Genomic DNA, 26957 nt, shown 5'->3' with positions numbered 1-26957 from the left:
CTGTCTTCCTCCGTGCGATGCTCGGCGCTGACGCGCCTGCGCTTCTCCTACGTCCAGACAGCGAACGCTCCGTCACCCCCGCTCACGGTGCCCATGGTTCGCTCCGCTCCTCCGCTACTCACTGTCTTCCTCCGTGCGATGCTCGGCGCTGACGCGCCTGCGCTTCTCCTACGTCCAGACAGCGAACGCTCCGTCACTCCCGCTCACAGCCGCTCCAAGATCGTCACGTTCGCCTGGCCGCCGCCCTCGCACATGGTCTGCATGCCGTACCGCCCGCCGGTCCGCTCGAGGTTGTGCAGCAACGTCGTCATCAGCCGCGCCCCCGTCGCGCCCAGCGGATGCCCCAGCGCGATCGCCCCGCCGGACACGTTCACCCGCGCCGGGTCCACGCCGGACTCCCGCTCCCACGCCAGCACCACGCTCGCGAACGCCTCGTTGATCTCCACCAGGTCGATGTCGGCGATGGACAGTCCACAGCGTCGCAACGCGTGCGCGGTCGCCGCGATCGGCGCGTCCAGCATGATCACCGGATCCCCGCCGCGCGCGCTCAGATGGTGTACCCGGGCCCGCGGGGTCAGCCCGTACCGGCGCAGCGCCCGCGCCGACACCACCAACATCGCCGCCGCACCGTCGGCGATCTGGCTCGCCAGCGCCGCGGTCAGCCGGCCGTCCGGCAGCAACGGCGCGAGCGCGGCCATCCTCTCCAGCGACGTGTCCCGCGGACACTCGTCCACCGTGACGTCACCGACCGGCGCGATCTCCCGGACGAACGACGCCCCGGCGGCCAGGGAATGGCTCCGCAGCGCGAACTCCTCCATCTCGACCCGCGAGATCCCCCACGTGGCGGCGATCGTCTCCGCCCCGCGGAACTGCGAGATCTCCTGGTCCCCGTACCGCGCGAGCCACCCGGCGGACGTCGTGAATGGATCCGGGAACCCGTACGCCTGCCCGGCCAGCATGGCCGCGGAGATCGGGATCGCGCTCATGTTCTGCACCCCGCCGGCCACCACGACGTCGGCCGTCCCCGACATCACGGCCTGCGCGGCGAAGTGCACCGCCTGCTGCGAGGACCCGCACTGCCGGTCGACGGTCACCCCGGGCACCTCCGACGGCAGGCCCGCGGCGAGCCAGCACGTGCGTGCGATGTCCCCGGCCTGCGGTCCGATCGTGTCCACGCATCCGAAGATCACGTCGTCGACGACCGCGGGGTCCACCGGGACCCGGGAGAACAGCGCGCGCAGCACGTGCGCGCCGAGGTCCGCCGGGTGAACCGCGGCGAGACCACCGCCGCGCCGGCCGACCGGCGTGCGAACAGCGTCGACGAGGTACGCGTCTGCCACGCTGGTAGGCTACCAAGCTAGCGCTTGGGTGTGGGAGTGAAGCAGATGACGGGAACCAAGAGGCCCTCGGAACGACGCGACGCGTTGGTGCAGATCGCGGCCGAGCTGTTCGCCGAGCAGGGCTACCGGGCCACCACGGTCCGGCACATCGGCGACGCCGCGGGTGTCCTGTCCGGCAGCCTCTACCACCACTTCGACTCCAAGGAGACGATCCTCGACGAGCTGCTGTCCAGCTACCTCGAGGAGCTCCTCGACACCTACCGTGCCATCGCGAAGAAGGACACGGCGCCGAAGACCACCCTGCGCGACCTCGTGCTGGCCTCGTTCCGGTCGCTGTCCGAGCACAGGGCCGCCATCACCGTCCTCCAGAACGAGCGCAACTACCTCCGCACGCTCCCCCGGTTCACCTACCTGACCAAGGCCGAGGAGGAGGTCCGCCGGATCTGGATCACGGTCCTGCGCGACGGCGTCGAGGCCCGCGAGTTCCGCCCGGACCTGGATCCCCTCGTCACGTACAGGTTCCTGCGCGACTCCGTGTGGGTGACCGTCCGATGGTTCCGGCCGGACGGTCGCATGTCCGCCGACCAGCTCACCGAGCACTACCTCACGCTGATCTTCAACGGTCTCGCCCCGAACGGCTGACGGTCGGGTCGCTGTTTGTCGGGTCACCGATCGGGTAGGCAGTAGTAGCTCATGCGCACCCGCGAGGAGATCCACTTCCCGCTCGGCCGCTCCAACACGCCGCCGGCCGACCTGGTGGCGCTCACCCTCGGCCGCCCCCGGGACGTGCCGCTGGTGCCGGTCGCACGCATCGTCACCCGCCGGGCCACCTGGCAGCTGGTCGACGAGGCGGGCTCCGCGCTCGCCGAGCTCACCGACGACCACGTCGAGGCCGCGAACCTCCGCGCATCCACAATGGACAACTGGCGGGAGCTCGAGCTCGCCGACGAGACCGACGCCGCGCTCCTCGACCGTGCCGAGCGGCAGCTGCGCAAGGCGGGACTGCGACCGGCGACGTACGGCTCGAAGCTGGCCCGGGTGCTGCGCCCGGCCCCCGAGGACGAGCCGGGCCGCACGGCGGGCGACCAGCTCGTCATCTACCTGTCCGGCCAGGTCGACGCCTTGGTGCGCAACGATCTCCTGGCTCGGCGCGAGACACCGGACGCCGTCCACCGGATGCGGGTGGCGGCCCGGCGGCTGCGCGGCGTCCTGCAGGCCTACCGCACGCTGCTCGACCGCGAACGGTTTCACCTTCGGCTTGCTGCACGGGCGCGAGCATGCCCGCGCCGCCGACGCCGAGGCACGGTTCGCCGGCGCCTGGGCCCGACTGAGCCCCCGTGCCGGCCCTTTTCATCACCCAGATGGGTGAGATAGTCCGTTCGGCGGCATAGAGGCGGTCCGTTCGGGGCACATGGCCCGGGTCAGACGCTCGAGACCTCAACGCAGAGGCAGGTGAGGACATGATCGGCGACCAGGACCAGCAGTCCGGATACGAGTCGGGTGGTCAGGAGAACGTCGAGTCGGGGTCGGGCCGGGAGGGCCGGTCCCACGGTGATCAGCAGTCCGGCGGTCAGCAGGAGAAGTACGGGGAGAGCCGGTCCGGCGGCGGCCGGTACGGCGACCGGTCCGAGGCCGGCGGCGGCCAGTATGCCCAGAACGAGGCCGGCGGCGGGTCCGACCAGAACCAGTCCGGCAGCGGGTCCGACCAGGACCAGTCCGGCGGCGGTGGCTACGGCCAGGACCAGTCCGGTGGCGGCCAGGTCGGCCAGAACGAGTCCGGCAACGAGGCCGGCGGCGGGTCCGACCGGAACCAGTCCGGTGGCGGCGAGCAGCGGGGCGGCGACCAGTACGGCGGCGGGAGCGAGTCCGGACAGCTGCCGTCGGAGCGGGACCAGGAGTCCTACGACCAGCGCTGACGCTCAGCCGCGCAGCAGCCGCTTGAGCACCTTGCCGGACGGGTTCTTCGGGAGATCGGGCCGGAACTCGATCTCCCGGGGAACCTTGTAGTTCGCCAGCTCCCGCTTGCAGTGCGCCCGCACGTCCTCGGTGGACAGGGCGGGACCGCGGCGGACGATGTAGGCCTTGCCCACCTCGCCGAGGCGCTCGTCCGGCACCCCGACCACGGCCGACTCGACGACCCCGGGCAGTCGCGCGAGAGCCTGTTCCACCTCGGCCGGGTACACGTTGAAGCCGCCCGAGATGTACATGTCCTTCAGCCGGTCGGTGATCGTGAGGTACCCGCGCTCGTCGACCCGACCGATGTCGCCGGTGTGCAGCCAGCCGTCCGCGTCGACCGCGGCCGCGGTGGCCGCCTCGTCGTCGAGGTAGCCGAGCATCACGTTCGGGCCGCGCAGCAGGACCTCGCCGGCCGGCGGCTCGATCCGCAGCTCGAAGCCTGCGGTCGGCCGACCGCAGGTGTGCGCGACGGTCGACGCGTCGTCGGCGGTCCGGCACATCGTCGCGACGACCGCCTCGGTCAGCCCGTACGCGGTCAGCACGGCGTCGAGCTCCAGCTCGTTCTGCATCCGCTCGACGAGCGCGACGGGCACGGTCGCCGCGCCGGTGACCGCGAGCCGCAGGCTCGTGAGGTCGAACGCGTCGCGGTCCGGATGGTCGAGCATCGTCTGGTAGATCGTCGGCGGGCCCGGCAGCACGGTGATCCGCTCGGCGGCGACCAGCCGCATCGCCTCGGCGACGTCGAACACGCGCTGCGGCACGATCGTCGCCCCGGTCAGCAGGCACACCAGGATGCCGGCCTTGTAGCCGAAGCTGTGGAAGAACGGGTTGATCACCAGGTACCGGTCGGCGGTGGTCACGTCGCCGAGGTCGGCCCATGCGCGAGCCACGCCCAGGGCCTGACGATGCGCGCTCGTCGCGCCCTTGCTGCGGCCGGTGGTGCCCGAGGTGAACAGGATGTCGCTGACGTCGTCCGGCCCGACCTCGGCGGCCCGCAGGTCCGCGTCCGGCACCCCGTCGGCCCGCGCCTCGAGATCGTCCCAGGCGATGACGCCCGGCGGCTCCTCGACGGCGTCGAGCGGGATGTGGATCACCGTCTCCGGCACGGGGTGCCGGCCGGCCCGCAGCTCGGCCAGGCGGTCTCGGCCGAGGAACTCCCCGGCCACCACCAGGACGGACGCCTTGGTCCGGGTGAGGATGTCGGCCGTCTCGGCGGCGGTGAACCGGGTGTTGACCGGCACCAGCGTCGCCCCGGCGTAGGTGCTGGCCAGCGCCGCGACCACCCAGTGGTGCGTGTTCGGCGAGCACAGCGCGATCCGGTCGCCCGGAACGACGCCTTCGGCGATCAGCGCCCGTGCGGCTGTGCGGACGTGCTGGTGCAGCTGCCGCCAGGACAGCCGGACGGCTCCGTCGACGAGTGCCTCCGCGTCACCGAAGCGCGACGAGGCGCCGGCGAGCGCTGCCGGGATGGTGTCCACCCGACCAATGCTAGAACACGTTCTAGGGTCATCGGGCGAACCCGCTCAGGCCAGCCGGCGGATGAGCCGGGACACGACCGAGGAGACGATCAGCCAGAACAGTGCCGCCAGGCCGTAGTTGACCAGGACGCGCAGCTCGGCGTTCTCGGGTGTGAAGAGCGACTTGAAGGCCAACGCCAGCGGCTTGGCGGTGTCGGCGAAGAAGACGGTGATGCCGTTGTCCTGGTTGGCGCTGCCGACGGTGAGCAACACGTGCACGACCAGCACCAGCGCGAAGATCAGGCCGACCCAGCGGACCAGACCGGCGAGGCCTCCCACCGCGGACGCGCGGACCTCCGCAGGGCTTCGCCGGTGCTCCTGCGCGACGTCCTCAGGACGCTCACTTTGCGCGGCCATGATGGGAGTCTGACACGTCCGGCCCCCGGCTGACTACCGGCGGGTAGGCAGCCGGGGCGGCGGCGGTCAGCGGGAGACCAGCCGGGCGAGGAAACTGGCGACCACGATCCAGAACACGGCGGCGAGACCGTAGTTCACGATCGTCTCGAGGTTGTCGTTGGCCAGGTTGAACAGACCCGGGAAGAACAGCGCCAGCGGTTCGGCGAGCGACTTGACGAATTGGAAGAACGAGTTCGCCTGGTTCGCCCCGAACAAGATCATGAGAATGTAGACGACCTCGATCAGTGCGAACAGCGCACCAATGCCTGTAATGACTCGCGCGGCAGTTCCTCGACCACTGCTCACGGCCCATCTACGAGTAGTCATGAGAGGTGGATGCCCGGCACGGCTGTGACGAAACGCTCCGGCGAGAGCAACCTGGCTGGGCCGTTCGGCCCACTATGTGGAACGCGGATTTCGCCCCGCCTGGACACGGTCGCTACGCTGACGCTCGTGGCGCGTGTGCTCCTCCTTCGTTGCCGCGACGGGGCCTGACCAGACCGGCTCCCCGCCGCGGGGCGAAGCCTTGCCGGTCTTCCTTCATCGAATCCGGCCAGGAGACCTTCACATCATGACCATTCCCGACACTCAGCGTGCCGTGAACAGCAAGCTGCGCATGCCTTCCCGCCCCGCGCCCGCCGACCAGCCGGCCTGGAACACCCAGCTCGGCTCGGCCATGCCGATCCACCGCTACAAGCCGTTCGCCCAGCTCGTCGAGCCGGTGACGCTGCCCGACCGCACGTGGCCGGACAAGCAGACCACCCGCGCGCCGCAGTGGTGCGCGGTCGACCTGCGCGACGGCAACCAGGCGCTGATCGACCCGATGTCGCCTGCCCGCAAGCGCAAGATGTTCGACCTGCTCGTACGCATGGGCTACAAGGAGATCGAGGTCGGTTTCCCGGCCGCGTCGCAGACCGACTTCGACTTCGTCCGGGAGATCATCGCCGACGGCGCGGTACCCGACGACGTGTCGATCCAGGTGCTGTCGCAGTGCCGGCCCGAGCAGATCGAGCGGACGTTCGAGTCGCTGCAGGGTGCGCACAAGGCGATCGTGCACATCTACAACTCGACGTCGATCCTGCAGCGGCGGGTCGTGTTCCACGAGGAGCGCGAGGGGATCAAGAAGATCGCGACCTCGGCGGCGGAGATGGTGCTCGAGTACGCCGGCAAGTACACCGACACCGACTTCCGGTTCGAGTACTCGCCGGAGTCCTACACCGGGACCGAGCTGTCCTACGCCGTCGAGGTGTGCAACGCGATCACCGACATCTGGCGGCCCACCGCCGACCGGCCGGTGATCATCAACCTGCCGGCGACGGTGGAGATGGCGACCCCGAACGTGTACGCGGACTCGATCGAGTGGATGCACCGCAACCTCGAGCGCCGGGAGTCCGTGGTGCTGTCCCTGCATCCGCACAACGACCGCGGGACCGCGGTTGCGGCGGCGGAGCTGGGCTACCAGGCCGGGGCGGACCGGATCGAGGGGTGCCTGTTCGGCAACGGCGAGCGGACCGGCAACGTCTGCCTGGTCACGCTGGGGATGAACCTGTTCAGCCAGGGCATCGACCCGCAGGTCGACTTCTCGGACATCGACGAGATCCGGCGGACCGTCGAGTACTGCAACCAGCTGCCGGTCGGCGAGCGGCACCCGTGGGGCGGGGACCTGGTGTTCACCGCGTTCTCGGGTTCGCACCAGGACGCGATCAACAAGGGCTTCGACGCGCTGGGTGACCAGGCCTCTCGCGCCGGCCACCCGGTCGAGGACCACGAGTGGGAGGTCCCGTACCTGCCGATCGACCCGAAGGACGTCGGCCGCACCTACGAGGCCGTGATCCGGGTGAACTCGCAGTCCGGCAAGGGCGGCGTGGCGTACGTGATGAAGACCGAGCACCAGCTGGACCTGCCGCGCCGGCTGCAGATCGAGTTCTCGCAGGTGGTCCAGCGGTACACCGACAACGAGGGCGGCGAGGTGTCCCCCGCGCTCATGTGGTCCACGTTCGACTCGGAGTACCTGTCGCCTGCGACGCCGGTCGTGCTGCGGGAGCACCGGATCAGCGCGGACGACAGCACCGACGGGCAGGGGCACGACGAGATCTCCGCGGTGGTCGAGGTCGAGGGTGACCGGCACGAGATCTCCGGCGCGGGCAACGGCCCGATCGCGGCGTTCGTCGACGCGCTGGCGTCGGTGGGCTACGACGTGCGGGTCCTCGACTACACCGAGCACGCCCTCACCGCCGGCGACGACGCGCGCGCGGCCGCCTATGTCGAGTGCACGATCGGGGACCGGGTCCTTTGGGGCGTGGGCGTGCACAGCTCGATCGTCACGGCGTCGCTGCGTGCGGTGGTGTCGGCGATCAACCGCGCGCACCGCTGACGCTCCGCGTTCTTGTCGGTGCTCCTCGCTACCTTGCCTGGCATGGAGGGGAACACCGACGCGGACAAGTTCCGCCGGATCGAGTTGAACAGCGAAGTGGAGCGGTCCGAAAAGCTGGTTGCTGACTACCGTGAGGGCATCGACTTCTAACGCAGGCGCTTGGACAGGTACCACCGTGAGCTGGGGCGCATTGCCGAGCGCCTGGGCGAGCCCGACGAGGAGGGGATGTAGTGCCGAGCATCGAGGAGATGGACGCCGAGATCGCCCACATGGAGGCGGCGAACAAGAAGGTTCGGGACGAGTTGCTCGCCGAGTACCGGGCCGAGCTCGAAGCCGAGAAGGACCCGTTCCAGCGAGAGTGGCTGCGTAAGCGGATCGAGGGAGTACTCGAGATCGGGGGCGGGAAGTACGACGATGACCAGTGCGATGGCTAGCCTCCGGCGGACAGGTCTTCGTGCAGTCCGGCGAGGACCGCCCACACCACGCGCGCGCTGATCTCGGCGGGCACCATCGGCACCTGACGCGTGCCCACGGCGGCGATCACCTCGCACACCAGGCGATCGGTGTCGCCGCCGTGGGTGGCGCCTCGGGCTATCCACCTACCCACGGCCTCGGCCACCGTGCGTCTCGTGTGGTCGGCGTGGTCCCAGTGGAACATCGGCAGCTCCACCGTCAGCGTCGGGATGCCGAGCTCGCGTTCGATATGGAGGCCGGCGCACTCGGTGCCGGCCACGCCGATTCGCTTCGCCGGGAAGTACGCGTAGGTGTTGTCGTCGAGGGTGGTCGTCCACGCGGCGGCGAGCTTCGGCCTGCGCGGGAACGCGTCGGCCAGGTCGCCGCGCAGGTGGTCGCTCACGCCGCGCCAGTGCCGGTTCGCGTACAGGTACGGGCCGATCGCGCCGATGTCGTTGTGCAGCAACAGCAACGCGTCGGGACCAAGCTCCTTCAGGCGTGCGCGCAGCTCGGCGGCCCGGTGTTGGGCGGGCGCGGACGGGTTCGCACAGTGGGCGAACTCGGCCTGGTCCGGCAACGGTTGCAGGTAGCCGCCGGCCACGTACCGCACCGGGTCGGTGGGCAGCGCGAACCTGTGCTCGGGCGGTGGCGGGTCGATCGGGCCCACGAGCGCGATGCGGCCCGGTGTGTCCACAAAGGGCACCGTCGCGGCGAACGCCGAGCCGAGCGGTTCGTTGGCGTGCGGCAACACGCCGACGGCGATCAGCGGGCCGCCGGAACCGAACACCGAGACGTCGATCGTCGAACCCGCGGGCCACGTGTAGGAAGCGAGGACCTCACCAGACGCTGTAGCCACCATCCACCACCAACACCTGACCCGTCATGTGGTCCGACATGCCCGACGCCAGGAACAGCAGCGGGCCGTTCAGCGCGTCCTCCGGCCCGACCCGGCCGGTCGGCATGAAGCGCCGCACGAACTGCTGCCCCACCTCCGAGTCGAAGTACTCCGCGTTCTTCGGCCCCGCGAGGTAGCCCGGCGCGAGCACGTTGCACTGCACGCCGCGGCCGGCGTACTCGAGCGCGATCGACTTCGTGAAGCCGATCAGCGACGCCTTCGCCGCCGCGTACGCGGCCACCGTGGGTACCGGGTGCATGCCGAGCACGGACGACAGGTTGATCACCTTGCCGCGCCGCCGCTCCGCCATGCCCGGCGCGTATGCCCGGCACAGGCGGAACGCGGTCCGCAGGTTGATCTCGAGCATGTGGTCGAGCACGTCGTCGGTGGTGTCGGCGAGGATCAGTGACGTGCCGGCGCCGACGTTGTTGACCAGCACGTCCACCTCGGGCTGGTCGGCGACGACCTGCGCGACGAACTCGGCGTCGGTCAGGTCGCCGGCCAGACCGTCGGCCAGCGCGCCCGTCGCGATCGACGAGACGAGTGCGTCCTTGTTCCGATCGACGCCGACGACCTTCGCGCCCGCCTCGGTGAACGCGACGGCCGCCGCCTTGCCGACCGCGCCCGCGGCACCGGTCAGCAGCACCGTTCGCCCGGCCAGCGTCCAAGGGTGACCACTCACACCGTCTCCAGTTGTCTCGATGTGGACATGCGCGTGGACATGCGCGCGGACATCGCGAGCCCGGCGACCGCGAACAGCACCGCGCACAGCACCGCCAGCCCGGCCGGGCCCGACCACGCGGTGAGCACGCCGACGAACGGGGTGAGCACGGCGAAGCCCAGGTTGCGGCTGGTGGTCACGATGCTCATGGCCGTCGCCTCGCCGTGCTCGCGCAGGTCGTCGAGCACCCTGGCGCGGAACCGCGGCACGAGCCGCGCCTGCGCGGTCTGCACGACGACCGCGGCGATGAGCACCACCGCGACCGACTCGAGGCCGAGCGCCGCCGACGCGAGCACGGCGAGCACGGCGAGCACCACGGTCACCCGCAGCGGCCACCGGTCCGGCAGCCCGAACGCGGCGGCCGACGCACCCAGCGCGACCCCGGCCGCGGCCACGCCGACGAGGTGCTCGGTGAGCCCGGCACGCACGTAGTACACCGGCGTCAGGTACAGCAGCACCGAGAACGCCGTGCCGGTGAGGATCATCGCGAGCAGGTCCACCGGCAGGCCCGGCGCCCGGCGCACCCCCTGCGCGAGCCCGCGCAGCCGCCGGCCGAGCGGCACCCGGTCCACATCGGACTCGGACCGAACGTCGGCCACCCGCAGCAGGACCACGACGGCGAGACCTTGCGCCACGGTCGTCGCGACGAACGTCCAGCGCATCCCGATGAGCGACAGCCCGCTCGCGGACGCCAGCACCACGGCGGTCACCGCCAGGTTCAGCGACTGGAACAGCCGCTCCCCCGCCTCGAACTCACCCGATCGCCCGGCCCGGCGCAGCACGCCCGCGGCGAGTGCCGCGTCGGCGCCCATGGTCAGCGCGGTGGCCGCGGCGAACAGCGGCTGCGCGGCCCAGAACGCCGCCGCATCAGGCACGGTGCCGAGCAGGAGCGCGGCGCCGCCCTGCAGTGCGGCGCCGAGGACCAGCGCTTGGCGCGGCCCGATCCGGTCGGCGAGATGGCCGGCCGGCAGGTCGAACGCCACGATGAGCAACGCGAAGAGCGCCTCGATGACCAGCAGCAGCGACAGCGATATGCCCATCGAGGACGCGTAGAGCACGATGTAGGGCACGAAGAAGTAGCCGCCCAGGAGCAGCCGCGCCGCCAGCACCTTGCCGAGGTGGTCGGGCCACGGCCTGCGCATCGTGCTCACCGCCCGGTCGGGGACAGCAGCTCCCAGGTGCCCGGCTCCTCGACGTCGAGCCAGATCAGCTCCTGGTAGATCCGCTTGTAGTACGAGCAGTGCTCGGACTCGCGGTCGAGCCGCTTGAAGTGGGTGTAGCTCTTGTGCACGCAGCCGCCGTGGCAGAACTGCTTCCACGTGCACGAGTTGCACTCGTCGATCTCCTCGACGTGCCGCTCGCGCAGCTTCTCGACGACCGGGCTGGTGTCGATGGCGGTGCGGATGTCGGTCTCGGCGAGGTTGCCGATGACAAACTCGGGCTTGCCGACCATCTCCTCGCACGGGTACAGGTCGCCGTTGGTGTCGACGGTGATCATGTTGACGCCGGCGCCGCACGGGTTCCGCATGCACATGTACTCGCGGCGGAACGAGCGCAGCGACCCGAGCTCCCCGGCGAGCAGGTTGACGAGCGGCACGAGCTCCTCGCCCGCGCGGGCGCGGGCGGCGACGTGCTTGACGACCTTGAAGTAGGACTCGAAGTACCGGTCGCCGGAGAGCCAGTCCTCGTCGCCGGCGTTGCCGGACTGGACGCTGGCGACGTCGAGGGCCGCCATCGAGTCGTACATCTCGACGATGCGGTCGGTGTTGCCGGCGTGCACGACGCACACCGCGTGTACGGCGACTCCCTTGTCCTGCAGGCGTTTGATGCCCTTGACGACGCCCTTGTAGGAGCCCTTGCCGCGATGGTCGACGCGGAACTCGTCGTGCATCTCCTGGGTGCCGTCGAGTGAGACGCGGACGGAGAAGTTGTTGTCCGCCAAGAAGTCGCAGACGGCGGGGCTCAGGTTGTAGCCGTTGGTCTGGATGGAGAAGACGACCTTCTTGTTCGCCTTGGCGTAGACCTCTTTGGCGTAGGCGACGACCTGGCGGATGTCCTTGAGGGCCATCGTGGGCTCGCCGCCGTGGAACTCGAGGCTGGTCAGTGGCGTCGGGAGCGCGACGAGCTCGTCGACGGCCTTGAGCATCAGCTCGAGTTTCAGCTGCTTGCGCGGGACGCCGTCCTCGATGGTGTAGCAGTAGGTGCAGGCGAGGTTGCACCAGTTGTGCACGTGGAAGATGCCGAGCACGGGGTAGGTGTTGTGGGTGCTCGTGGGTGCGAGCAGCCGCAGCCCCTCGACCCGGGACGACGAGGTGCCGTAGCCCATGTCGTCGAGGGTGACGAGCCCGTGCTGGAACAGCTCGGCGACCCGCTCGGGCTGAAGGTCGATGTCGTCGAGCGTCCCGGTCTCGAGCGCCCGCAGGACGTCCACTTCGGACTGGTCGTCGGTGACCATCCAGCCACCGGTGCCGGGCGACACCACGAGGGTGTGTGACCCCCGGTCCTCGAAACGAAGCTCGTCGGCGAGGCCGACGCGTGTCTCGGCCGTAAGCGAAAGTCGCACTGGTCCTCCTTCGTGGATCGGCCGGTGTCGGATCGGCCGGTGTTGGGATCGGCCGGGGCACGCCCGTCGGGCGGACGTGCCCCAACCCGCCGGGACATCAGGTGGCCACCCACACGGTGGCGACCACCTCTTCGGTCTCCACGACCTCGATCTCGACCATCTGAAAGCACCCCTCTCTGAGCAGATCGGGTTAGCTACCGACGGTGACCAGGTTCGAGTCGCGCACTCGAGCCCCACTCGAGAACCACGCAAAGGGTGCGCCGCAGCCAATCCCGCGCACGAAAGCGCCCGTCCACACAGGACCGTATAGACGGGCGCGAAGGAGGGGGAGCTACTCGGTTTCCGCCGAGGCGGCCGGGGGCTCGTTGGTCACCGGGTTGATGGTTGGCGCCTCGAGGTTCTCCGGGAAGTGGCAGGCCACCTGGTGCCCCGGGACCAGCTCCGTGAGCGGGGGCTCCTCCGACGAGCAGATCTCCTGCGCCTTCCAGCACCTCGTGTGGAAGCGGCAGGCCGGCGGCGGGTTGATCGGGCTCGGGACGTCGCCGGTCAGCCGGATGCGATCCCGGCGCCGGCGCCGGGCCGTGTCGGGGATCGGGACGGCCGAGAGCAGCGCCACGGTGTACGGGTGCATCGGCCGCTCGTAGAGCCCGGTCCGGTCCGCCAGCTCCACGATCTTGCCCAGGTACATCACCGCGACCCGGTCGGACACGTGCCGCACCACCGACAGGTCGTGCGCGATCATCACGTAGGTCAGGTCCAGCTCGTCCTGCAGGTCCTCCAGCAGGTTGACCACCTGGGCCTGGATGGACACGTCGAGCGCGGACACGGGCTCGTCGGCCACGATCAGCTTCGGGCGCAGCGCGAGCGTCCGGGCGATGCCGATGCGCTGGCGCTGACCACCGGAGAACTCGTGCGGATAGCGGTTGTAGTGCTCCGGCGACAGGCCGACCAGCTCGAGCAGGTCCTGGACCGCGCGCTTGACGCCGTGCTCCGTCTTCACCTTCTGGAGCTTGAACGGGGCTCCGACGATCGTGCCGACCGTGTGCCGCGGGTTCAGCGACGAGTACGGGTCCTGGAAGATCATCTGCACGTCGCGGCGCAGCGGGCGCATCTTGCCGGTCGAGATGTGGCTGATGTCCTCGCCCTCGAACACGACCGTGCCGGCCGTGGGCTCCAGGAGCCTGGTGATCAGCCGCCCGGTCGTGGTCTTGCCGCAGCCCGACTCGCCGACCAGCGCCAGGGTCTCACCCTTGGTCACGGCGAAGTCGAGTCCGTCGACGGCCTGCACGGCCGCGACCTTGCGTTGCAGCAGCCCGCGCCTGACCGGGAAGTACTTCTGCAGCCCGGAAACCGACAGCAGCTCCTCGCCCGAGCCCGAGCCGGCGGGCCCGGTGACCGACTCGGTGCCGGCGTCAGCAGTCACAATCTCCCCGTTCACAGCTTCGGCTTGATCTCGGTGCTCCACAGCCGCAGCCGGTTCTCCGCGGACAGGTGGCACGCGATCTGGTGCCCGTTGCCCACATCCCGCAGCTCCGGCACCTCCGTCTCACTCAGCCCGTTGTTCAGCTCGTCGTAGGCACACCGCGGGTGAAACGCACAGCCCGACGGCACGTTGATGAGGCTCGGCGGCGTGCCGGGAATCGGCAGCAGCCGGTCGGACCGCTCGCGGTCCAGGCGCGGCATCGAACCGAGCAGACCCCAGGTGTACGGGTGCTGCGGCTCGGTGAAGATGTCGTCCGCCGTGCCGTACTCCGCCGCCTTGCCGGCGTACATCACGAGGATGTCGTCGGCGAGCTCGGCCACCACGCCGAGGTCGTGGGTGATGATGATGACCGCGGAGTTGAACTCCTGCTGCAGGTCCCGGATGAGGTCCAGGATCTGGGCCTGCACCGTCACGTCGAGCGCCGTGGTCGGCTCGTCCGCGATGAGCAGCTCCGGGTCGCACGACAGGGCCATCGCGATCATCGCGCGCTGCCGCATGCCACCGGAGAACTGGTGCGGGTAGTCGTCCACCCGCGACGCCGGGTTCGGGATGCCGACCCGGTCCAGCATCTCGATGGCGTGCTTGCGGGCCACCGCCTTGCTGACGTTGTGGTGGTTGCGGTATGCCTCGATGATCTGGTTGCCCACCGTGTAGTACGGGTGCATCGCCGACAGCGGATCCTGGAAGATCATCGCCATGTCCTTGCCGCGCAGCTTGCGCACGTACTCGGGACTGGCGCCGACCAGGTTGTGCCCGCTGAACAGGATCTCACCGGAGATCTCCGCTTCGCCGGCCTTGTGCAGACCCATGATCGACAGGCTGGTCACGCTCTTGCCCGAGCCGGACTCGCCGACGATGCCGAGGGTCTTGCCGCGGTCGAGCTGGAAGGACAGCCCGTCCACCGACCGCACCACGCCGTCATCGGTCGGGAAGTGCACCCTCAGGTCGCGCACGTCGAGGAACGCGGCGGACTCGGTGACCGGCGGCTCGAAGGTCTCCACGCCGCCGAGCGGCTCGTCCGGAAGGTGGGTCATGAGGTGCGCACCCTCGGGTCGATGACCGCGTAGAGCAGGTCCACGATCAGGTTGGCGATCACGATGAAGGTCGCCGCGAACAGCACCACACCCATGACCTTGGGGATGTCGTTGTTGTTGATCGCGTCGACCGCGTACTTGCCGAGGCCGTTCAGCGAGAACGTGCTCTCGGTGAGGACCGCGCCGCCCAGGAGGAGACCGACGTCCAGACCGAAGATCGTCAGGATCGGGGTCAGCGCGCCGCGCAGGCCGTGTTTGACCACGACCCGCCGTTCTCGCAGTCCCTTCGCGCGGGCGGTTCGGATGTAGTCCTCGTTCATCGTCTCCAGCATGCCCGCTCTGGTGAGCCGCGCGTACTGGGCGGAGAACAGGAACGCCAGCGTGATCCACGGCAGGATCAGTGCGTACGCCCAGTCCCCGATGCCGTCCTCGATGGGTGTGAAGCTGCCACCCCGGGCCGTCCAGTCCAGGGTGTAGCTGAAGAACGTCAGTGAGATCAGGCCGGTGAAGAAGATCGGCAGCGACACGCCGGCGAGCGCGATGCCCATCGCCGACCGGTCGAAGACGGTGCCCCGCCGCAACGCGGACAGCACACCGATCGACACGCCGGCGACCACCCAGATGACCGCCGCGCCCACCGCGAGCGACAGGGTCACCGGCGCGCGGTCCAGCAGGTCCGGCCAGACCGGCTGCTGGGTGATGAACGAGTAGCCGAGGCACGGCGCGTCACAGTGCTCGACACCCGCGCCGTAGTCGTAGTCCTCGCCGACGACGATGCCCTTGACCCAGTTGCCGTACTGCACGACCACCGGGTCGTAGAAACCGAGGCGCTCCGCGATCAGCTTGACCGTCTCCTCGGTCGCCGACCGGCCGACGTACCGGGAGGCGAGGCTCTCCGGCCCGCCACCGCCGATCTTGGGCACCAGGAAGAAGATCGAGAAGGTGACCGCGCTGACGATGAAGAGCAGCACCACAGCCGCGATGAGCCGCCTGAAGATGTACGCGATCAATGTGCCTTCTCCACGGGGGCGAGTTCGGTGCCGGTGTCCGGCCCGGAACCATGTCCGGGCCGGACACCGGCCACCGTCATCAGTCTGACGGAACGACTACGACGGACGGGCTACTGCTCCACGCCCATCGCCATGTAGTCGTAGTAGCCGTACTGCTCGTTGACGAACACATTGGTCAGGCCCTCGCCGCGGAACAGCAGCACCTTCGCGATGACACCGGGCAGGATCACGGCCTCTTCCATGACCCGCTTGTCGATGTCACCCCAGAGCGCCTCACGCTTGCTGTCGTCGAGCTCGACCAGCGCGTCGTCCAGCATCTGGTCGACCTCCGGGAGCCGGACGCTGATGTTGGACGAGCCACCGGTCTCCCGGATCACCCTGCTGTCCACGATCTGCGAGAGGAAGCCGAAACCGTCGTTCCAGTCCGCGCCCCACCCGTTGACGACCAGGCCGAGCCCGTTCTGCTGAGCGAACGGCGGGCGGCCGGCGTACTGGGAGAAGTAGTCACCCTGCGGGTAGCCCTGCAGCGTGAGCTCGATGCCGACCCTCTTGAGGGACTGCTGCAGCGACTCGGCGACGGCCTTCTCCTGCGGCCGCTCGTTGCGGTAGGTGACCTTGGTCGAGAAGCCGTTCGGCTGCCCGCAGGCCTTCAGGGCCTCCTTGGCCTTGTCCAAGTCGCCCTTGTTGTCCTTGGACGGGTAGAGGTCGAAGTCCTCCGAGCCGGGGATCTGCGGCGGCAGCACGTGGGTGGCGACATCGCCGCCGGCGATGTCCCCGCCCAGCGCCCGCTGGTACCCGGTGCGGTCCGTGGCGTACATGATCGCCTTGCGGCAGTCGATGTTGTCCAGCGGCTTCACCAGCGGGTTCACCGAGGTGTACCAGAGGCGGATGAGGTACGGGTTGTCCGTCTGGGCCTTGAGCTCCGGGTCGGACAGCACCCGGCCCTGCGCGGCCGAGGCGAGGCCGGTACCGGTCACGTGCACCTGCAGGTCGCCCGACATGAGCTGGTTGTCGATGTCGTCCTGGTTGACGTTCAGCGCGACCTCGAAACCGTCCGGCAGCGGGTTGCGGTTCGGGTCGTTGTCCTTGCTCCACTCGGGGTTGCGCTTCAGGGTGAACCGCTTGGCCAGCTCGTTGGTGTCGAACATGTACGGGCCGGTGGAGATCACGTGCTCGCGGTAGCGCGCGCCGGTGTCCTTGTCCTGCGGCACCGGCACCGTCTGCGGCAGCTGGGCCAGGTAGTCCATGCCGGAGAACGGCGTCTTCAGGTGGAAGACGATGGTGTAGTCATCCGGCGTCTCGATCGCCTGGTCGGTGTTCAAGTCCGGCGTCTTGTACGGACCCTTGTAGCCCTCGGGCAGGTCGAGGAAGCCCTCCCAGTAGGCCGGGCCGTTCGGGAACGTCTCCTTGTCCGTGGAGCGCAGCACCGCGTACTTGACGTCCTTGGCGGTCACCTCGGTGCCGTCCTCGTACTTGACGCCCTTGCGGATCTTGTAGGTCCACGTCTTGGCGTCGTCGCTGGCCTCACCGAGGCTCTCCGCCAGGTCCGGCACGAGCTCCGAGCTGGCGTCGCCGGGGGCGGCCTTGTACATCACCAGGGCGCGGCCGTAGAGGCGCAGGAAGTCCCAGGAGTAGCCGTAGTAGGTCTCACCGGGGTCCAGGGAGTCCCAGTCGCCGTTGTTGGCCATCTTGATGATCCCGCCCGTTTGGTCGGACGGGTTGAAGACCTTGCCGATCGCGGCGTTGAACTCCGGCGTGGTGTTGTCGCCACCACCGTCACCGTCATCTCCGTCGCCGCCGCCACAGGCGGAAAGGCCCAACGCGATTACCGCACTGATGGCGGTCGCGGTGATCAGGCGCTTTCGTTTCATCTTGCTGATGCACCCCTATCTCGTAGTAAGCCGGTCAACGGGAGAGACCTGGCCTGTCATCTGGACCGCGGGTCGAGAGCGTCGCGCAGGCCGTCACCGAACAGGTTGAAGGCGAGCACGGTGATGAAAATGGCCAAACCGGGCCAGAGCATGAAGTGGGGCAACGTGTAGTACCGCACGGCGTCGGACAGCATTCCACCCCAGGTCGGCGTCGGCGGCCGGATACCGACCCCGAGGAAGGACAGCGCCGCCTCGAACAGGATGTTCGTCGGGATCATCAGCGATGCGTACACCAGGATGGGCGCCATCAGGTTGGGCAGCAGCTCGCGGAAGAGGATGTAGGGGCCCCGCGCGCCGAGGCTGCGAGCCGCGTCCACGAACTCCCGTTCCCGAAGGGACAGCGTCTGGCCTCGGACGATACGTCCGATGTAGGGCCAGTTGAAGAAGCCGATGATGAAGATCAGCAGCACGATGCGCAGGCTGTCGCCGGACAGCCCGAACGCGCTGTCCGGCATGACACCGGCCAGCGCGATGGCGAAGACCAGGATCGGGAAGGCCAGGAACACGTCCATGGCGCGGCTGATCAGGGTGTCGACCCAGCCGCCGAAGTACCCGGCGACGACGCCCATGGTGGTGCCGATGGCGACCGACAGCAGGGTCGCGCAGAACGCGATGAGCAGCGAGATCCACGAGCCGGCGTAGATCCGGGTGAGGATGTCGCGCCCGTTGAGCGGCTCGATGCCGAGCGGGTGGTCCCAGCTCATCCCGCCGAAGGTGCCGGTGGGGATCAGCGTCGACCCGTCGATCAGGTCCTCGTTGAACTTGGTCGGGTCGATCACACCGAACACGCGGTCGAGCAGCAGCGCACTGATCGCGATCAGGACCAGGACACCGATGACGACGGCGCCGCCGATGGCCACCCGGTCACGCTTGAGGCGGTTCCAGGCGATCTGACCCAGCGACCGGCCCCGGATCGCCTCGCTACCGACTCCCGCGAGTACCGCCTCGGGCGTGACCGCGCTGTCCGAGAGGTCGAGCGGAGCGCTCATCCGCCGACCAGCCAGGCCGGCAGGACGCCCAGGTCGGCGGTCGGCCACCAGTCGGCGTCGGGCGCGAGTCGCACCATCTCCGGCCCGCGTGTCATCGACGGACCGAATGGCGCGGATCGCGGGTAAGCCATCGCGCGCTCCTCAACGTTGTCGGGATCTCACCGCTCGGTGGCAGACCTTAGCCCCTGCGTTCCGCCTGGTTTGACCAGATGACGTTACGATCCGGGAACACCACCGCAGATTGCGCACCTTGTCAACAGGTTCGATCACGCAATGTGGTCGGCGGCGGCCTTCGTCCCGTCCACCGCGAACCAGCCCTCTTCGAAGTCCTGCCAGGCGATCAGTGGTTCCCTGGACGCCTCGCCGTCCCGGGCGACGGCTCGGGCCAGTCGCTCGGCGCGACCGGTGACCTCACACCAGATGAGCGCGGAGAGTCGCGGCCTGATCGATCGGCGACCGGCGGAAACACCTTCGAGCACCAGCACGTCGGACACCTCAACGGTCACCGTGGCACCAGGGTGCGGCCGGCCGTTCGTCCACTCCGTTCGGACGTAGCCGCCCGGCCGGCCGGCGGTGAGCGGGGCCAGCACCCCGCCGACCAGGCGCGGCCACCAGGAGACGGGGTCCTCCCAGGTGGCGAAGTCGTCGGTGCTGACCACCGGCGCGTGCAGCTCCGCGGCGACCGCGCCGGCCAGCGTCGACTTCCCGGAGCCGGACGGTCCGTCGATCGCCACCAGCCGCACCGCGCCCAGCCGGGATGGGCCGAGGTCGAGGCGCACCCCAGCTGTCACACCGTGCGGCGGCCGGTGAGGGCGCGGCCCAGGGTGAGCTCGTCGGCGAACTCGAGGTCGCCGCCCATCGGGAGGCCGGACGCCAGGCGGGTGACCGTGAGGCCCGGGAAGTCGCGGAGCATGCGGACCAGGTAGGTGGCCGTGGCCTCGCCCTCGGTGTTGGGGTCGGTGGCGAGGATGACCTCGGTGACCTCCTGGTCGGAGATGCGGGTCAGCAGCTCACGCACCCGCAGCTGGTCGGGCCCGATGCCGGACAGCGGGTCCAGCGCGCCGCCCAGCACGTGGTAGCGGCCCTTGAACTCGCGGGTCCGCTCGATGGCCAGCACGTCCTTGGGCTCCTCGACCACGCACACGGCACTCGCGTCACGGCGGGCGTCGCGGCAGATGCGGCAGGTGGCCTGCTCGGAGACGTTGCCGCAGATGTCGCAGAAGACAACGCCTTCCTTGACCTTCTGCAGTGCCTGCTGGAGCCGGGCGATGTCGGCCGGGTCGGCACCGAGCAGGTGGAACGCGATGCGCTGTGCGCTCTTGGGACCGACACCGGGCAGCCGCCCGAGCTCGTCGATCAGGTCCTGGACCGGGCCCTCGTACATCTTCTCTCTCTACATGCCCGGCAGGCCGAGCCCACCAAGCCCGCCGGTGAGCCCGCCCATGCGGTCGGCGGCGAGCTTCTGCGCGCTGCTGCTGGCGTCGCGCACCGCGGCGACGACGAGGTCGGCGAGCGTCTCGGTGTCCTCCGGGTCGACCGCCTTCGGGTCGATGGTGAGCGACTTCAGCTCACCGGAGCCGGAAACCACCGCGGTCACCAGGCCGCCGCCGGCGGTGCCGGTGGTCTCGGCGTTGGCCAGCTCCTCCTGGGCGGCCATCAGCTGTTCCTGCATCTGCTGGGCCTGCTGCAGGATCTGCTGCATGTCGGGTACGCCACCGGGTTGCACGCCGGCTCCTCTCATCGGTGTCGTGTCCCAGCGTAGCCGGGTCGACGTTGTGGCATGGTGAGCGCCGTGCGGAGACCTTTTGCCGTGATGGCCTGCCTGCTCGTGCTCGCCGGCTGCGGCGCACCGGCGGCCGGGACACCGACCGCGCCGCCCGGCACGACCACGTCGGCACCGCCACCGTCCACATCTTCTTCCGCTACTTCTTCCGCCGCGCCCGCGCCCACCTCCACCCCGGCGACGCGACCGGCTCCCCGGCCCCAGTCCACGCCGCCGGTGTCCGGCGTCGTCGTGCTCGACCCGGGACACAACGGCGGCAACGCGGCGAACCCCGCGGCGATCAACCGGCCGGTGCCGGCCGGCCGCGGGCAGACCAAGGCGTGCAACACCACGGGGACGGCCACCAACGCGGGATTTCCGGAGCACGCGTTCACCTGGTCGGTGTCCGTGCGGGTGCGCGACATACTCGTCGCACGCGGGGTGACGGTGGTGCTCACCCGCCCGAACGACACCGGTGTGGGCCCGTGCGTCGACGCCCGCGCGGCGGCCGGCAACAACGCCGACGCGGCGGCCGTGGTGTCGATCCACGCGGACGGCTCGACCAACACCTCCGCGCACGGTTTCCACGTGGCGTACTCGTCGCCGCCGCTGAACGCCCAGCAGGGCGAGCCGTCGCTGCGCCTGGCCCGCACGATGCGGGACGGCCTCCGGTCGGCGGGCTTCCCGCTGTCGACCTATATCGGTTCGGAGGGCCTGTCGCCCCGCTCCGACCTGGGCGGCCTGAACCTGTCGACGCGACCGGCGGTGCTGGTGGAGTGCGGCAACATGCGCAACGCGACGGAGGCGGCCGCCTTCTCGTCGGCGGCCGGGCAGCAGTCGTACGCGAAGGCGATCGCGGCGGGCATCCTGGCCTACCTGGCCTGACTGTCCAACCGCGGCGGCCGCCCGTCCGCGGGTGCCCTTCCGCGCGAGACGGAGCCCGCCCACCCCTAGTGTCGCGTGACCCTGAAACCTTTACGCCGCTGCGGCCCACGCGGCCCCTGGCTGCGTTGGAGAAAAGCCCAAGTACAACCCAGTACGAGCGGCTTTACTCCGCCTTGCCAGGAACCACGTGGATCCACAGCGGACGCAAAGGCACAGGACCACGCGGCACTAGGGGGCCGGCGCCCTGGTTCCAGTGTATCGGCGGGGACCGACAGAACTGCTGGTCAGCGAAGTTCTGTGGATAACTCGGTTCGTTGTGGACAACCGTGCGGCGCGTCGGTCTTCAGCGGTCCAGGGGGCGGGCGCCGAGCTTGTCGGTGAGCAGCTTGACCATGTCGGCCTCCGGGTTGGGAGGCGCCACGTCCGGCGCGGGGCCGGCGTCGTAGAAGTCGTCCTCGTCCGGGGGCTCCGGCAGCGGCGGCAGCTCATCCGACTGCGCCGCGCGCGGGGGCGGGGCCGGCTGGGCGGGCGGGGGCGTTGGTGGAGCGGGGGGCGGCGAGGGTTGGGCGGCCGGCTGAGTCGGGCGCTGGAAGGTCGGCGGCTCGGACTTCGCGGGCTTGGCCTGCGCCGCGGTGACGGGGCCGCCCTGGTCGGCGTGCACGCAGCGGACGTGCCACGTCCCGCCGAACACCGCCTCCAGGGCCTTGGCCACCGCCTCGACGTTGCGGCTCTCGGCCATCCGGCGCGCCAGCGGCGCGGCGGTGTGCCCGATGGTGACCGTGTCGCCCTCGACCGACTGCACGCCGGCATTGGTGAGCATCGCCTCGGTGCTGCGGCTGACCTTCCGCACCTCGGCCAGCAGCTCCGACCACACCCTGCGGATCCCGGCCGCGTCGACGCTCCCCTGCGCCACCGGCTCGCCGGAGGCCTCGGCGGCCGGGGTGGCGACCGCCGGCGTCGGCGGCGTCGGCGGCGCCTCGGGTGCCGGGCCGGGTTGGGCGGGCGTCGGCCAGCCGCCGGACGGCGTGCCGCCGGACGAAGCAGCAGGCGGGGCAGTCGGCTGGGCGGCCTGCGGGGCGGAGGCAGCGGGTTCCGGTCGGGACACCGCGGGCCGGACCGGCGCCGGACCGCCGGCACTCGATCCAGCGGCCGAACCGGCGGCACGAGCGGGCGCGGCCGGCTCCGGACCGGAAACCGTGACCCGCCGCTCGATCCGCTCCAACCGCTGCAACACCGCCGAGTCCGCCGCCGCGTCGGTCGGCACCGCACCGGGCAGCAACATCCGCGCGCACAGCAGCTCGAGCACCAGCCGAGGCGCGGTCGCGCCCCGCATGTCGACCAGGCCGGTGTGCACGATCTCGGCGAACCGCGTGAGCGTGGCCGGACCCAGCCGCTCGGTCTGCGCGATCATCCGGTCCAGCTCGTCGGCCGGCGTGGCCACCAGACCGCGCGCGCCGGCGTCCGGCACCGCGCGCAGCAGCACCAGGTCACGCAGCCGATCGAGCAGGTCGGAGGCGAACCGGCGCGGGTCGTGGCCGGCCTCGACCAGGCGGTCGACCGTGCCGTACACCGCGGTGGCGTCACCCGCGGCCAGCCCGTCGACCACGTCGTCGATCAGCGCGACGTCGGTGACACCCAGCAGCGCGACCGCGCGGTCGTAGGTGACGCCCTCGGGCCCGGCGCCGGCCAGCAGCTGGTCGAGCACCGACTGGGTGTCCCTGGCGGAGCCGCCACCGGCGCGGATGACCAGCGGGAACACCGCCGGCGCGACCGTGGCGCCCTCGTCGGCGACGTTGCGCTCGAGCAGCTCCCGCATCGCGCTCGGCGGGATGAGCCGGAACGGGTAGTGGTGGGTGCGCGACCGGATCGTCGGCAGCACCTTGTCCGGCTCGGTGGTGGCGAAGATGAAGACGAGGTGCTCCGGCGGCTCCTCGACGATCTTGAGCAGGGCGTTGAAGCCCTGCGTGGTGACCATGTGCGCCTCGTCGATGATGAACACCCGGTACCGCGACGAGGCCGGCGCGTAGAAGGCCCGGTCGCGCAGCTCGCGGGCGTCGTCGACCCCACCGTGGCTGGCCGCGTCGAGCTCGACGACGTCGACGTTGCCCGGCCCCTCGGGCGCCAGCGAGATGCACGAGTCGCACGTGCCGCAGGGGTCGGGGGTCGGTCCCTGCTCACAGTTGAGCGAGCGGGCCAGGATGCGGGCGCTGGAGGTCTTGCCGCAGCCTCTCGGGCCGGAGAACAGGTATGCGTGGTTGACCCGCTTGGCGGTCAGCGCGACCCGCAGCGGTTCGGTGACATGTTCCTGGCCGACGACCTCGGCGAAGGTCGCCGGTCGGTATTTGCGATAGAGGGCGAGCGCCACGGCACGGACCATACCCGCCGATCCCGACGGACCAGCCACCCACGGCAGGCGCCCACCCGAATGGCTACAATGACCTTGGACCCCATGCGGCGTTCATCTCGTGAACCTCCCCAGGGCCGGAAGGCAGCAAGGATAAGCGGGCTCTGTCGGGTGTGTGGGGTCCCCTTTTTATTTCGGGCGACGGACTCCATCGCCCGCCCCTAGGCTGCCGACGTGCTGCCATGGTCCGCTGAACTCACCGGTCGTATCGAGCAGGGCGTCGTGACGAGCGAGCTGCTGCGCGACAACCCCCTCGGTGACCCGCACGAGCGTCCGATCCACGTCTACCTACCGCCCGGCTACGACGAGGCGCCCGACCGCCGCTACCCGGTCGTCTACACGATCCAGGGCTACACCGGCCACGTCTCGATGTGGTTCAACCGCGCGCCGTTCCGCCGGCCCTTCCCCGAGCTCGCCGACGAGGTGTTCGCCAATGGCGACGTGCCGCCGGCGATCGTGGTCTACGTCGACGCGTGCACCGCGGTCGGCGGGAGCCAGTTCCTCGACTCCCCCGCCACCGGGCGCTACCACTCCTACCTCTGCGACGAGGTGCCGTGGGTCGACGAGCGCTACCGCACCCTCGCCGACCGCGACCACCGCGCCATCGCCGGCAAGTCCAGCGGCGGCTACGGCGCCATGGTCACCCCGATGCTGCGCCCCGACCTGTTCGGCGCGCTCGCCACGCACGCGGGCGACGCCCTGTTCGAGGTCTGCTACCAGTACGACTTCCCGAAGATCGCCCGGGTGCTGCGCGACGAGTACGACGGGTCCTACGCCGACTTCCACGCCGACCTCGCCGGCCGGCTGCACGGCACCAAGCCCAGCGACATGGACCTCATGGAGATGTACGGCTACGCGGCCGCCTACTCCGGCAACCCGGACGGCTCGGTGTCGCTGCCGTTCGACGACCTCGGCGCGATCGTGCCGGACGTGTGGGCGCGCTGGCTCGAGTGGGACCCGGTGCTGATGGCCGGCAAGCCCGGCTACGCGGAGGCGCTCCGGTCCCAGCGGGCGATCTGGGTCGACGCCGGCACCCGCGACGAGTACTACCTCGACTTCGGCGCCACCGCGTTCCGGCGCGCGCTGACCGCCGCGGGCGTCGCCGACGACACCGTCCACTTCGAACTGTTCGACGCCGGGCACGGTGCCATCGAGTACCGCTACCCCTTGGCGCTCGCCTGGCTCTGCGAACGCATCGCCTGACTCAGCTTCGCCGGCCACCAGATCTTCGGCCCGATGTCGATGGTCAGCGCCGGCACCAGCAGCGACCGCACCACCACGGTGTCGAGCAGCACGCCGAACGCCACGATGAACGCGATCTGGGCGAGGAACAGCACGGGGATCACCGACAGCGCGGCGAACGTGGCGGCCAGCACCACGCCCGCCGAGGTGATCACGCCACCGGTCACCGCGAGACCGTGCAGCGTGCCGGTTCTGGTGTCGGTGGCGATGGTCTCCTCGCGCACCCGGGTCATCAGGAAGATGTTGTAGTCGATCCCCAGCGCCACCAGGAAGATGAAGCCGAACAGCGGGATCGCCGGATCGGCGCCGGGGAAGTCGAAGAGGTGGTTGAACACCAGCGCGGACACGCCCATCGTCGCCGCGAACGACAGCACGACGGTGGCGATCAGCAGCAGCGGCGCGACCAGCGCACGGAGCAGGAGCGCCAGCACCAGGAAGATCACCACGAGCACGATCGGGATGATCAGTGCCCGGTCGTGCGCGGACGCCAGCTGGGTGTCGAGCTGGATCGCGGACTGGCCGCCGACCTTGGCGTCCGCGGTCGGGATCGCGTGCACGGCGGTACGCAGGCGCTCCACGGTGGACAGCGCGGCCTCGGAGTCGGCCGGGTCCTCGAGCACGGCCTGGATCAGGACCTTGCCGCCCCGCGGCGGACCGGCGACGGCCGCCTCGTCGACGCCCTCCACATGGGTCGCGGCGAGCACGTCCGCCGCGTCGGCCTCGTTGGCGACGATGATCGTCGGCGAGCCGGAGCCCCCGGGAAAGTGCTGGGAGAGGACGTCCTGGCCGGTCTTGGAGTCCACTTCGGACAGGAAGAGGTCGGACTGCGCGGTGCCGCTCGCCTTGAGCTGCGGGAGGAACGCGGCGCCGACGAGCAGCACGAGCGTGGTGACGACCCAGATCAGCCGCGGCTTGGCGCCGACCGTCCTGGAGATGCGGCCCCACAGGCCGTCGTGCTCCGGCTTGGCCGAGCGGTACTCGGGGCGGAACGGCCAGAACGCGGCCCGGCCGAGCAGCGCGAGCGCGGCCGGGAGGAAGGTCATCGTGGCGAGGAGCGCGCCCGCGATGCCGATCGCCGCCACCGGGCCGAGGCCCTGGTTGGAGTTGAGGTCGGAGAACAGCAGGCAGAGCAGACCGAGGATGACCGTGAACGCGGCCGCGGCGATGGGCTCGATGGTGGCCCGCCACGCGATCCTGACCGCGGCGAGCCGGTCGTCGGTGTCGCGGAGCTGCTCGCGGAAGCGGGACACCATCAGCAGCGCGTAGTCGGTGGCGGCGCCGAAGACGAGGATGAAGAGGATGCCCTGGCTCTGGCCGTTGAGGGTGAGTGTGCCGCTCTCGGCGAGCTGGTAGACGACGAAGCTGGCCGTGCCGAGCGCGAAGACGGCCGAGAGCAGCACGACGACCGGCAGGATCGGGCTGCGGTAGATGGTGATCAGGATGACCGCGACCACCGCGCCCGCGACCACGAGCAGCAGGCCGTCGATGCCGCCGAAGGCCTCGACGAGGTCGGCGATCTGTCCGGCGGGTCCGGTGACCAGCACGGTGAGCCCGTCGGGTTGGTCCTGCTCGAGCGCGTCCCGCACCTCGTGGACGACGTCGCCGGGGTTGCCCTCCCCGATGATCGGCACGACGAGCTCGAGCGCCTCCTTGTCGTCGGCCGGGCGTGGTGGCGCCATCTGGCCGACGACCCCGTCGACGCGGGTGAGCCGCTCGCTCGCGCCGGCGAGGTAGCGCGTGTCGGCCTCGGTGGTCCCGCCCACCCGCTCGGCGATGACGATCGCGGGGATGGTCTCCTGGTCGCTGAACTCGCGCAGGAGCCGCTGGACCTCGGTGGCCTCGGCGGACTCGGGGAGGAAGGCGGCGCTGTCGTTCTCGGTGACGTCGGCGAGCCTGCCGGTGAACGGCCCGCCGATGGCTCCGAGCCCGAGCCAGACCAGGACGAGCAGGGTCGGCAGCCACCACCGCATCGGACCACTCCCTGGGTCGAAGTTTCGCGTAA

The 26957-nt window shown here is 70.2% G+C and carries 25 protein-coding genes and 1 other RNA gene; 8 read left to right on the top strand and 18 right to left on the bottom strand.

Annotated features, from left to right (window positions below; translation table 11 throughout):
• Positions 1 to 203: 203 nt before the first annotated feature.
• Positions 204 to 1340 carry an acetyl-CoA C-acetyltransferase gene (locus GEV28_RS18610; protein WP_291413355.1) on the bottom strand — a complete coding sequence of 379 codons (1137 nt, stop codon included), beginning with the start codon at positions 1338 to 1340 and terminating at the stop codon, positions 204 to 206.
• A gap of 45 nt (positions 1341 to 1385) precedes the next feature.
• Here GEV28_RS18610 and GEV28_RS18605 point away from each other — a divergent pair, with 45 nt between their 5' ends.
• From GEV28_RS18605 to GEV28_RS18595, 3 genes are all read left to right on the top strand, one after another.
• Positions 1386 to 1982, top strand: a complete 597-nt coding sequence (locus GEV28_RS18605; protein ID WP_291413354.1) for a TetR/AcrR family transcriptional regulator — start codon at positions 1386 to 1388, stop codon at positions 1980 to 1982.
• Positions 1983 to 2033: 51 nt separating this feature from the next.
• The gene (locus GEV28_RS18600) at positions 2034 to 2714 is read left to right on the top strand and encodes a CHAD domain-containing protein (RefSeq protein WP_291413353.1); all 681 of its coding nucleotides are present in this window, start codon (positions 2034 to 2036) and stop codon (positions 2712 to 2714) included.
• Positions 2715 to 2800: 86 nt separating this feature from the next.
• A complete protein-coding gene (locus tag GEV28_RS18595; RefSeq protein WP_291413352.1) occupies positions 2801 to 3256 on the top strand; it encodes a hypothetical protein in 456 nt (151 codons plus the stop codon).
• 3 nt (positions 3257 to 3259) lie between these two features.
• Here the strand turns inward: GEV28_RS18595 and GEV28_RS18590 are convergent, their stop codons facing one another.
• The 3 genes from GEV28_RS18590 to GEV28_RS18580 all read right to left on the bottom strand — a co-directional run bounded on the left by GEV28_RS18590 (position 3260) and on the right by GEV28_RS18580 (position 5536).
• Positions 3260 to 4783 (bottom strand): FadD3 family acyl-CoA ligase, encoded by a 1524-nt coding sequence (locus tag GEV28_RS18590; protein WP_291413358.1) that lies wholly within the window; start codon positions 4781 to 4783, stop codon positions 3260 to 3262.
• 36 nt (positions 4784 to 4819) lie between these two features.
• Positions 4820 to 5170: a hypothetical protein gene (locus tag GEV28_RS18585; RefSeq protein WP_291413351.1), complete on the bottom strand. Its 351-nt coding sequence runs from the start codon at positions 5168 to 5170 to the stop codon at positions 4820 to 4822.
• A gap of 66 nt (positions 5171 to 5236) precedes the next feature.
• Positions 5237 to 5536, bottom strand: a complete 300-nt coding sequence (locus GEV28_RS18580) for a hypothetical protein (protein WP_291413350.1) — start codon at positions 5534 to 5536, stop codon at positions 5237 to 5239.
• Positions 5537 to 5780: 244 nt separating this feature from the next.
• On the opposite strand from GEV28_RS18580, the gene leuA reads away from it, so the two are divergent.
• Both leuA and GEV28_RS18570 read left to right on the top strand, forming a co-directional pair.
• A complete protein-coding gene (leuA, locus tag GEV28_RS18575) occupies positions 5781 to 7583 on the top strand; it encodes a 2-isopropylmalate synthase (RefSeq protein WP_291413349.1) in 1803 nt (600 codons plus the stop codon).
• A 230-nt stretch (positions 7584 to 7813) separates the two neighbouring features.
• A complete protein-coding gene (locus tag GEV28_RS18570; protein ID WP_291413348.1) occupies positions 7814 to 8017 on the top strand; it encodes a hypothetical protein in 204 nt (67 codons plus the stop codon).
• Here the strand turns inward: GEV28_RS18570 and GEV28_RS18565 are convergent.
• From GEV28_RS18565 to GEV28_RS18510, 12 genes are all read right to left on the bottom strand, one after another.
• Positions 8014 to 8895 carry a hypothetical protein gene (locus GEV28_RS18565; RefSeq protein ID WP_291413347.1) on the bottom strand — a complete coding sequence of 294 codons (882 nt, stop codon included), beginning with the start codon at positions 8893 to 8895 and terminating at the stop codon, positions 8014 to 8016. The genes GEV28_RS18570 and GEV28_RS18565 overlap by 4 nt on opposite strands.
• Entirely contained in the window at positions 8873 to 9613 is a 741-nt protein-coding gene (locus GEV28_RS18560) for an SDR family oxidoreductase (RefSeq protein WP_291413346.1), read from the bottom strand. The genes GEV28_RS18565 and GEV28_RS18560 overlap by 23 nt, the downstream gene beginning before the upstream one ends.
• Complete coding sequence (locus GEV28_RS18555) at positions 9610 to 10794, bottom strand: MFS transporter (protein ID WP_291413345.1); 1185 nt, start codon at positions 10792 to 10794, stop codon at positions 9610 to 9612. The genes GEV28_RS18560 and GEV28_RS18555 overlap by 4 nt, the downstream gene beginning before the upstream one ends.
• Before the next feature lie 5 nt (positions 10795 to 10799).
• Positions 10800 to 12215 carry a radical SAM protein gene (locus GEV28_RS18550; protein WP_291413344.1) on the bottom strand — a complete coding sequence of 472 codons (1416 nt, stop codon included), beginning with the start codon at positions 12213 to 12215 and terminating at the stop codon, positions 10800 to 10802.
• 331 nt (positions 12216 to 12546) lie between these two features.
• A complete protein-coding gene (locus GEV28_RS18545) occupies positions 12547 to 13575 on the bottom strand; it encodes an ABC transporter ATP-binding protein (RefSeq protein ID WP_291413357.1) in 1029 nt (342 codons plus the stop codon).
• A 74-nt stretch (positions 13576 to 13649) separates the two neighbouring features.
• Positions 13650 to 14732: an ABC transporter ATP-binding protein gene (locus tag GEV28_RS18540; RefSeq protein WP_291413343.1), complete on the bottom strand. Its 1083-nt coding sequence runs from the start codon at positions 14730 to 14732 to the stop codon at positions 13650 to 13652.
• Positions 14729 to 15742, bottom strand: coding sequence for an ABC transporter permease (locus GEV28_RS18535; RefSeq protein WP_291413342.1), 1014 nt, complete (start codon positions 15740 to 15742; stop codon positions 14729 to 14731). Before GEV28_RS18535 ends, GEV28_RS18540 begins: the two co-directional genes overlap by 4 nt.
• Positions 15743 to 15852: 110 nt before the next feature.
• A complete protein-coding gene (locus GEV28_RS18530) occupies positions 15853 to 17613 on the bottom strand; it encodes an ABC transporter substrate-binding protein (protein ID WP_291413341.1) in 1761 nt (586 codons plus the stop codon).
• Positions 17614 to 17669: 56 nt separating this feature from the next.
• The gene (locus GEV28_RS18525) at positions 17670 to 18662 is read right to left on the bottom strand and encodes an ABC transporter permease (protein ID WP_291413340.1); all 993 of its coding nucleotides are present in this window, start codon (positions 18660 to 18662) and stop codon (positions 17670 to 17672) included.
• Between the two features lie 266 nt (positions 18663 to 18928).
• Positions 18929 to 19441 carry a uridine kinase gene (locus tag GEV28_RS18520; RefSeq protein WP_291413339.1) on the bottom strand — a complete coding sequence of 171 codons (513 nt, stop codon included), beginning with the start codon at positions 19439 to 19441 and terminating at the stop codon, positions 18929 to 18931.
• Between the two features lie 8 nt (positions 19442 to 19449).
• Entirely contained in the window at positions 19450 to 20046 is a 597-nt protein-coding gene (recR, locus tag GEV28_RS18515) for a recombination mediator RecR (protein ID WP_291413338.1), read from the bottom strand.
• A gap of 9 nt (positions 20047 to 20055) precedes the next feature.
• Positions 20056 to 20403, bottom strand: a complete 348-nt coding sequence (locus GEV28_RS18510; RefSeq protein ID WP_291413337.1) for a YbaB/EbfC family nucleoid-associated protein — start codon at positions 20401 to 20403, stop codon at positions 20056 to 20058.
• Positions 20404 to 20475: 72 nt separating this feature from the next.
• On the opposite strand from GEV28_RS18510, the gene GEV28_RS18505 reads away from it, so the two are divergent.
• Positions 20476 to 21309: an N-acetylmuramoyl-L-alanine amidase gene (locus GEV28_RS18505; protein WP_291413356.1), complete on the top strand. Its 834-nt coding sequence runs from the start codon at positions 20476 to 20478 to the stop codon at positions 21307 to 21309.
• 343 nt (positions 21310 to 21652) lie between these two features.
• On the opposite strand, the gene GEV28_RS18500 is transcribed toward GEV28_RS18505, so the two are convergent.
• A complete protein-coding gene (locus tag GEV28_RS18500; protein WP_291413336.1) occupies positions 21653 to 23674 on the bottom strand; it encodes a DNA polymerase III subunit gamma and tau in 2022 nt (673 codons plus the stop codon).
• 73 nt (positions 23675 to 23747) lie between these two features.
• Here GEV28_RS18500 and ffs point away from each other — a divergent pair.
• Positions 23748 to 23844, top strand: an RNA gene (ffs, locus tag GEV28_RS18495) — signal recognition particle sRNA small type.
• A 43-nt stretch (positions 23845 to 23887) separates the two neighbouring features.
• Positions 23888 to 24916 (top strand): alpha/beta hydrolase-fold protein, encoded by a 1029-nt coding sequence (locus GEV28_RS18490; protein ID WP_291413335.1) that lies wholly within the window; start codon positions 23888 to 23890, stop codon positions 24914 to 24916.
• Here the strand turns inward: GEV28_RS18490 and GEV28_RS18485 are convergent.
• Positions 24874 to 26925, bottom strand: a complete 2052-nt coding sequence (locus tag GEV28_RS18485; RefSeq protein WP_291413334.1) for an MMPL family transporter — start codon at positions 26923 to 26925, stop codon at positions 24874 to 24876. The two genes, GEV28_RS18490 and GEV28_RS18485, sit on opposite strands and share 43 nt — an antisense overlap.
• Positions 26926 to 26957 lie beyond the last annotated feature (32 nt).

Source organism: Actinophytocola sp., from assembly GCF_009379765.1.
Lineage (GTDB): Bacteria > Actinomycetota > Actinomycetes > Mycobacteriales > Pseudonocardiaceae > Actinophytocola.
Note: the sequence above shows the minus strand (reverse complement) of the source record. Positions and strands in the feature narration are given on the sequence as shown.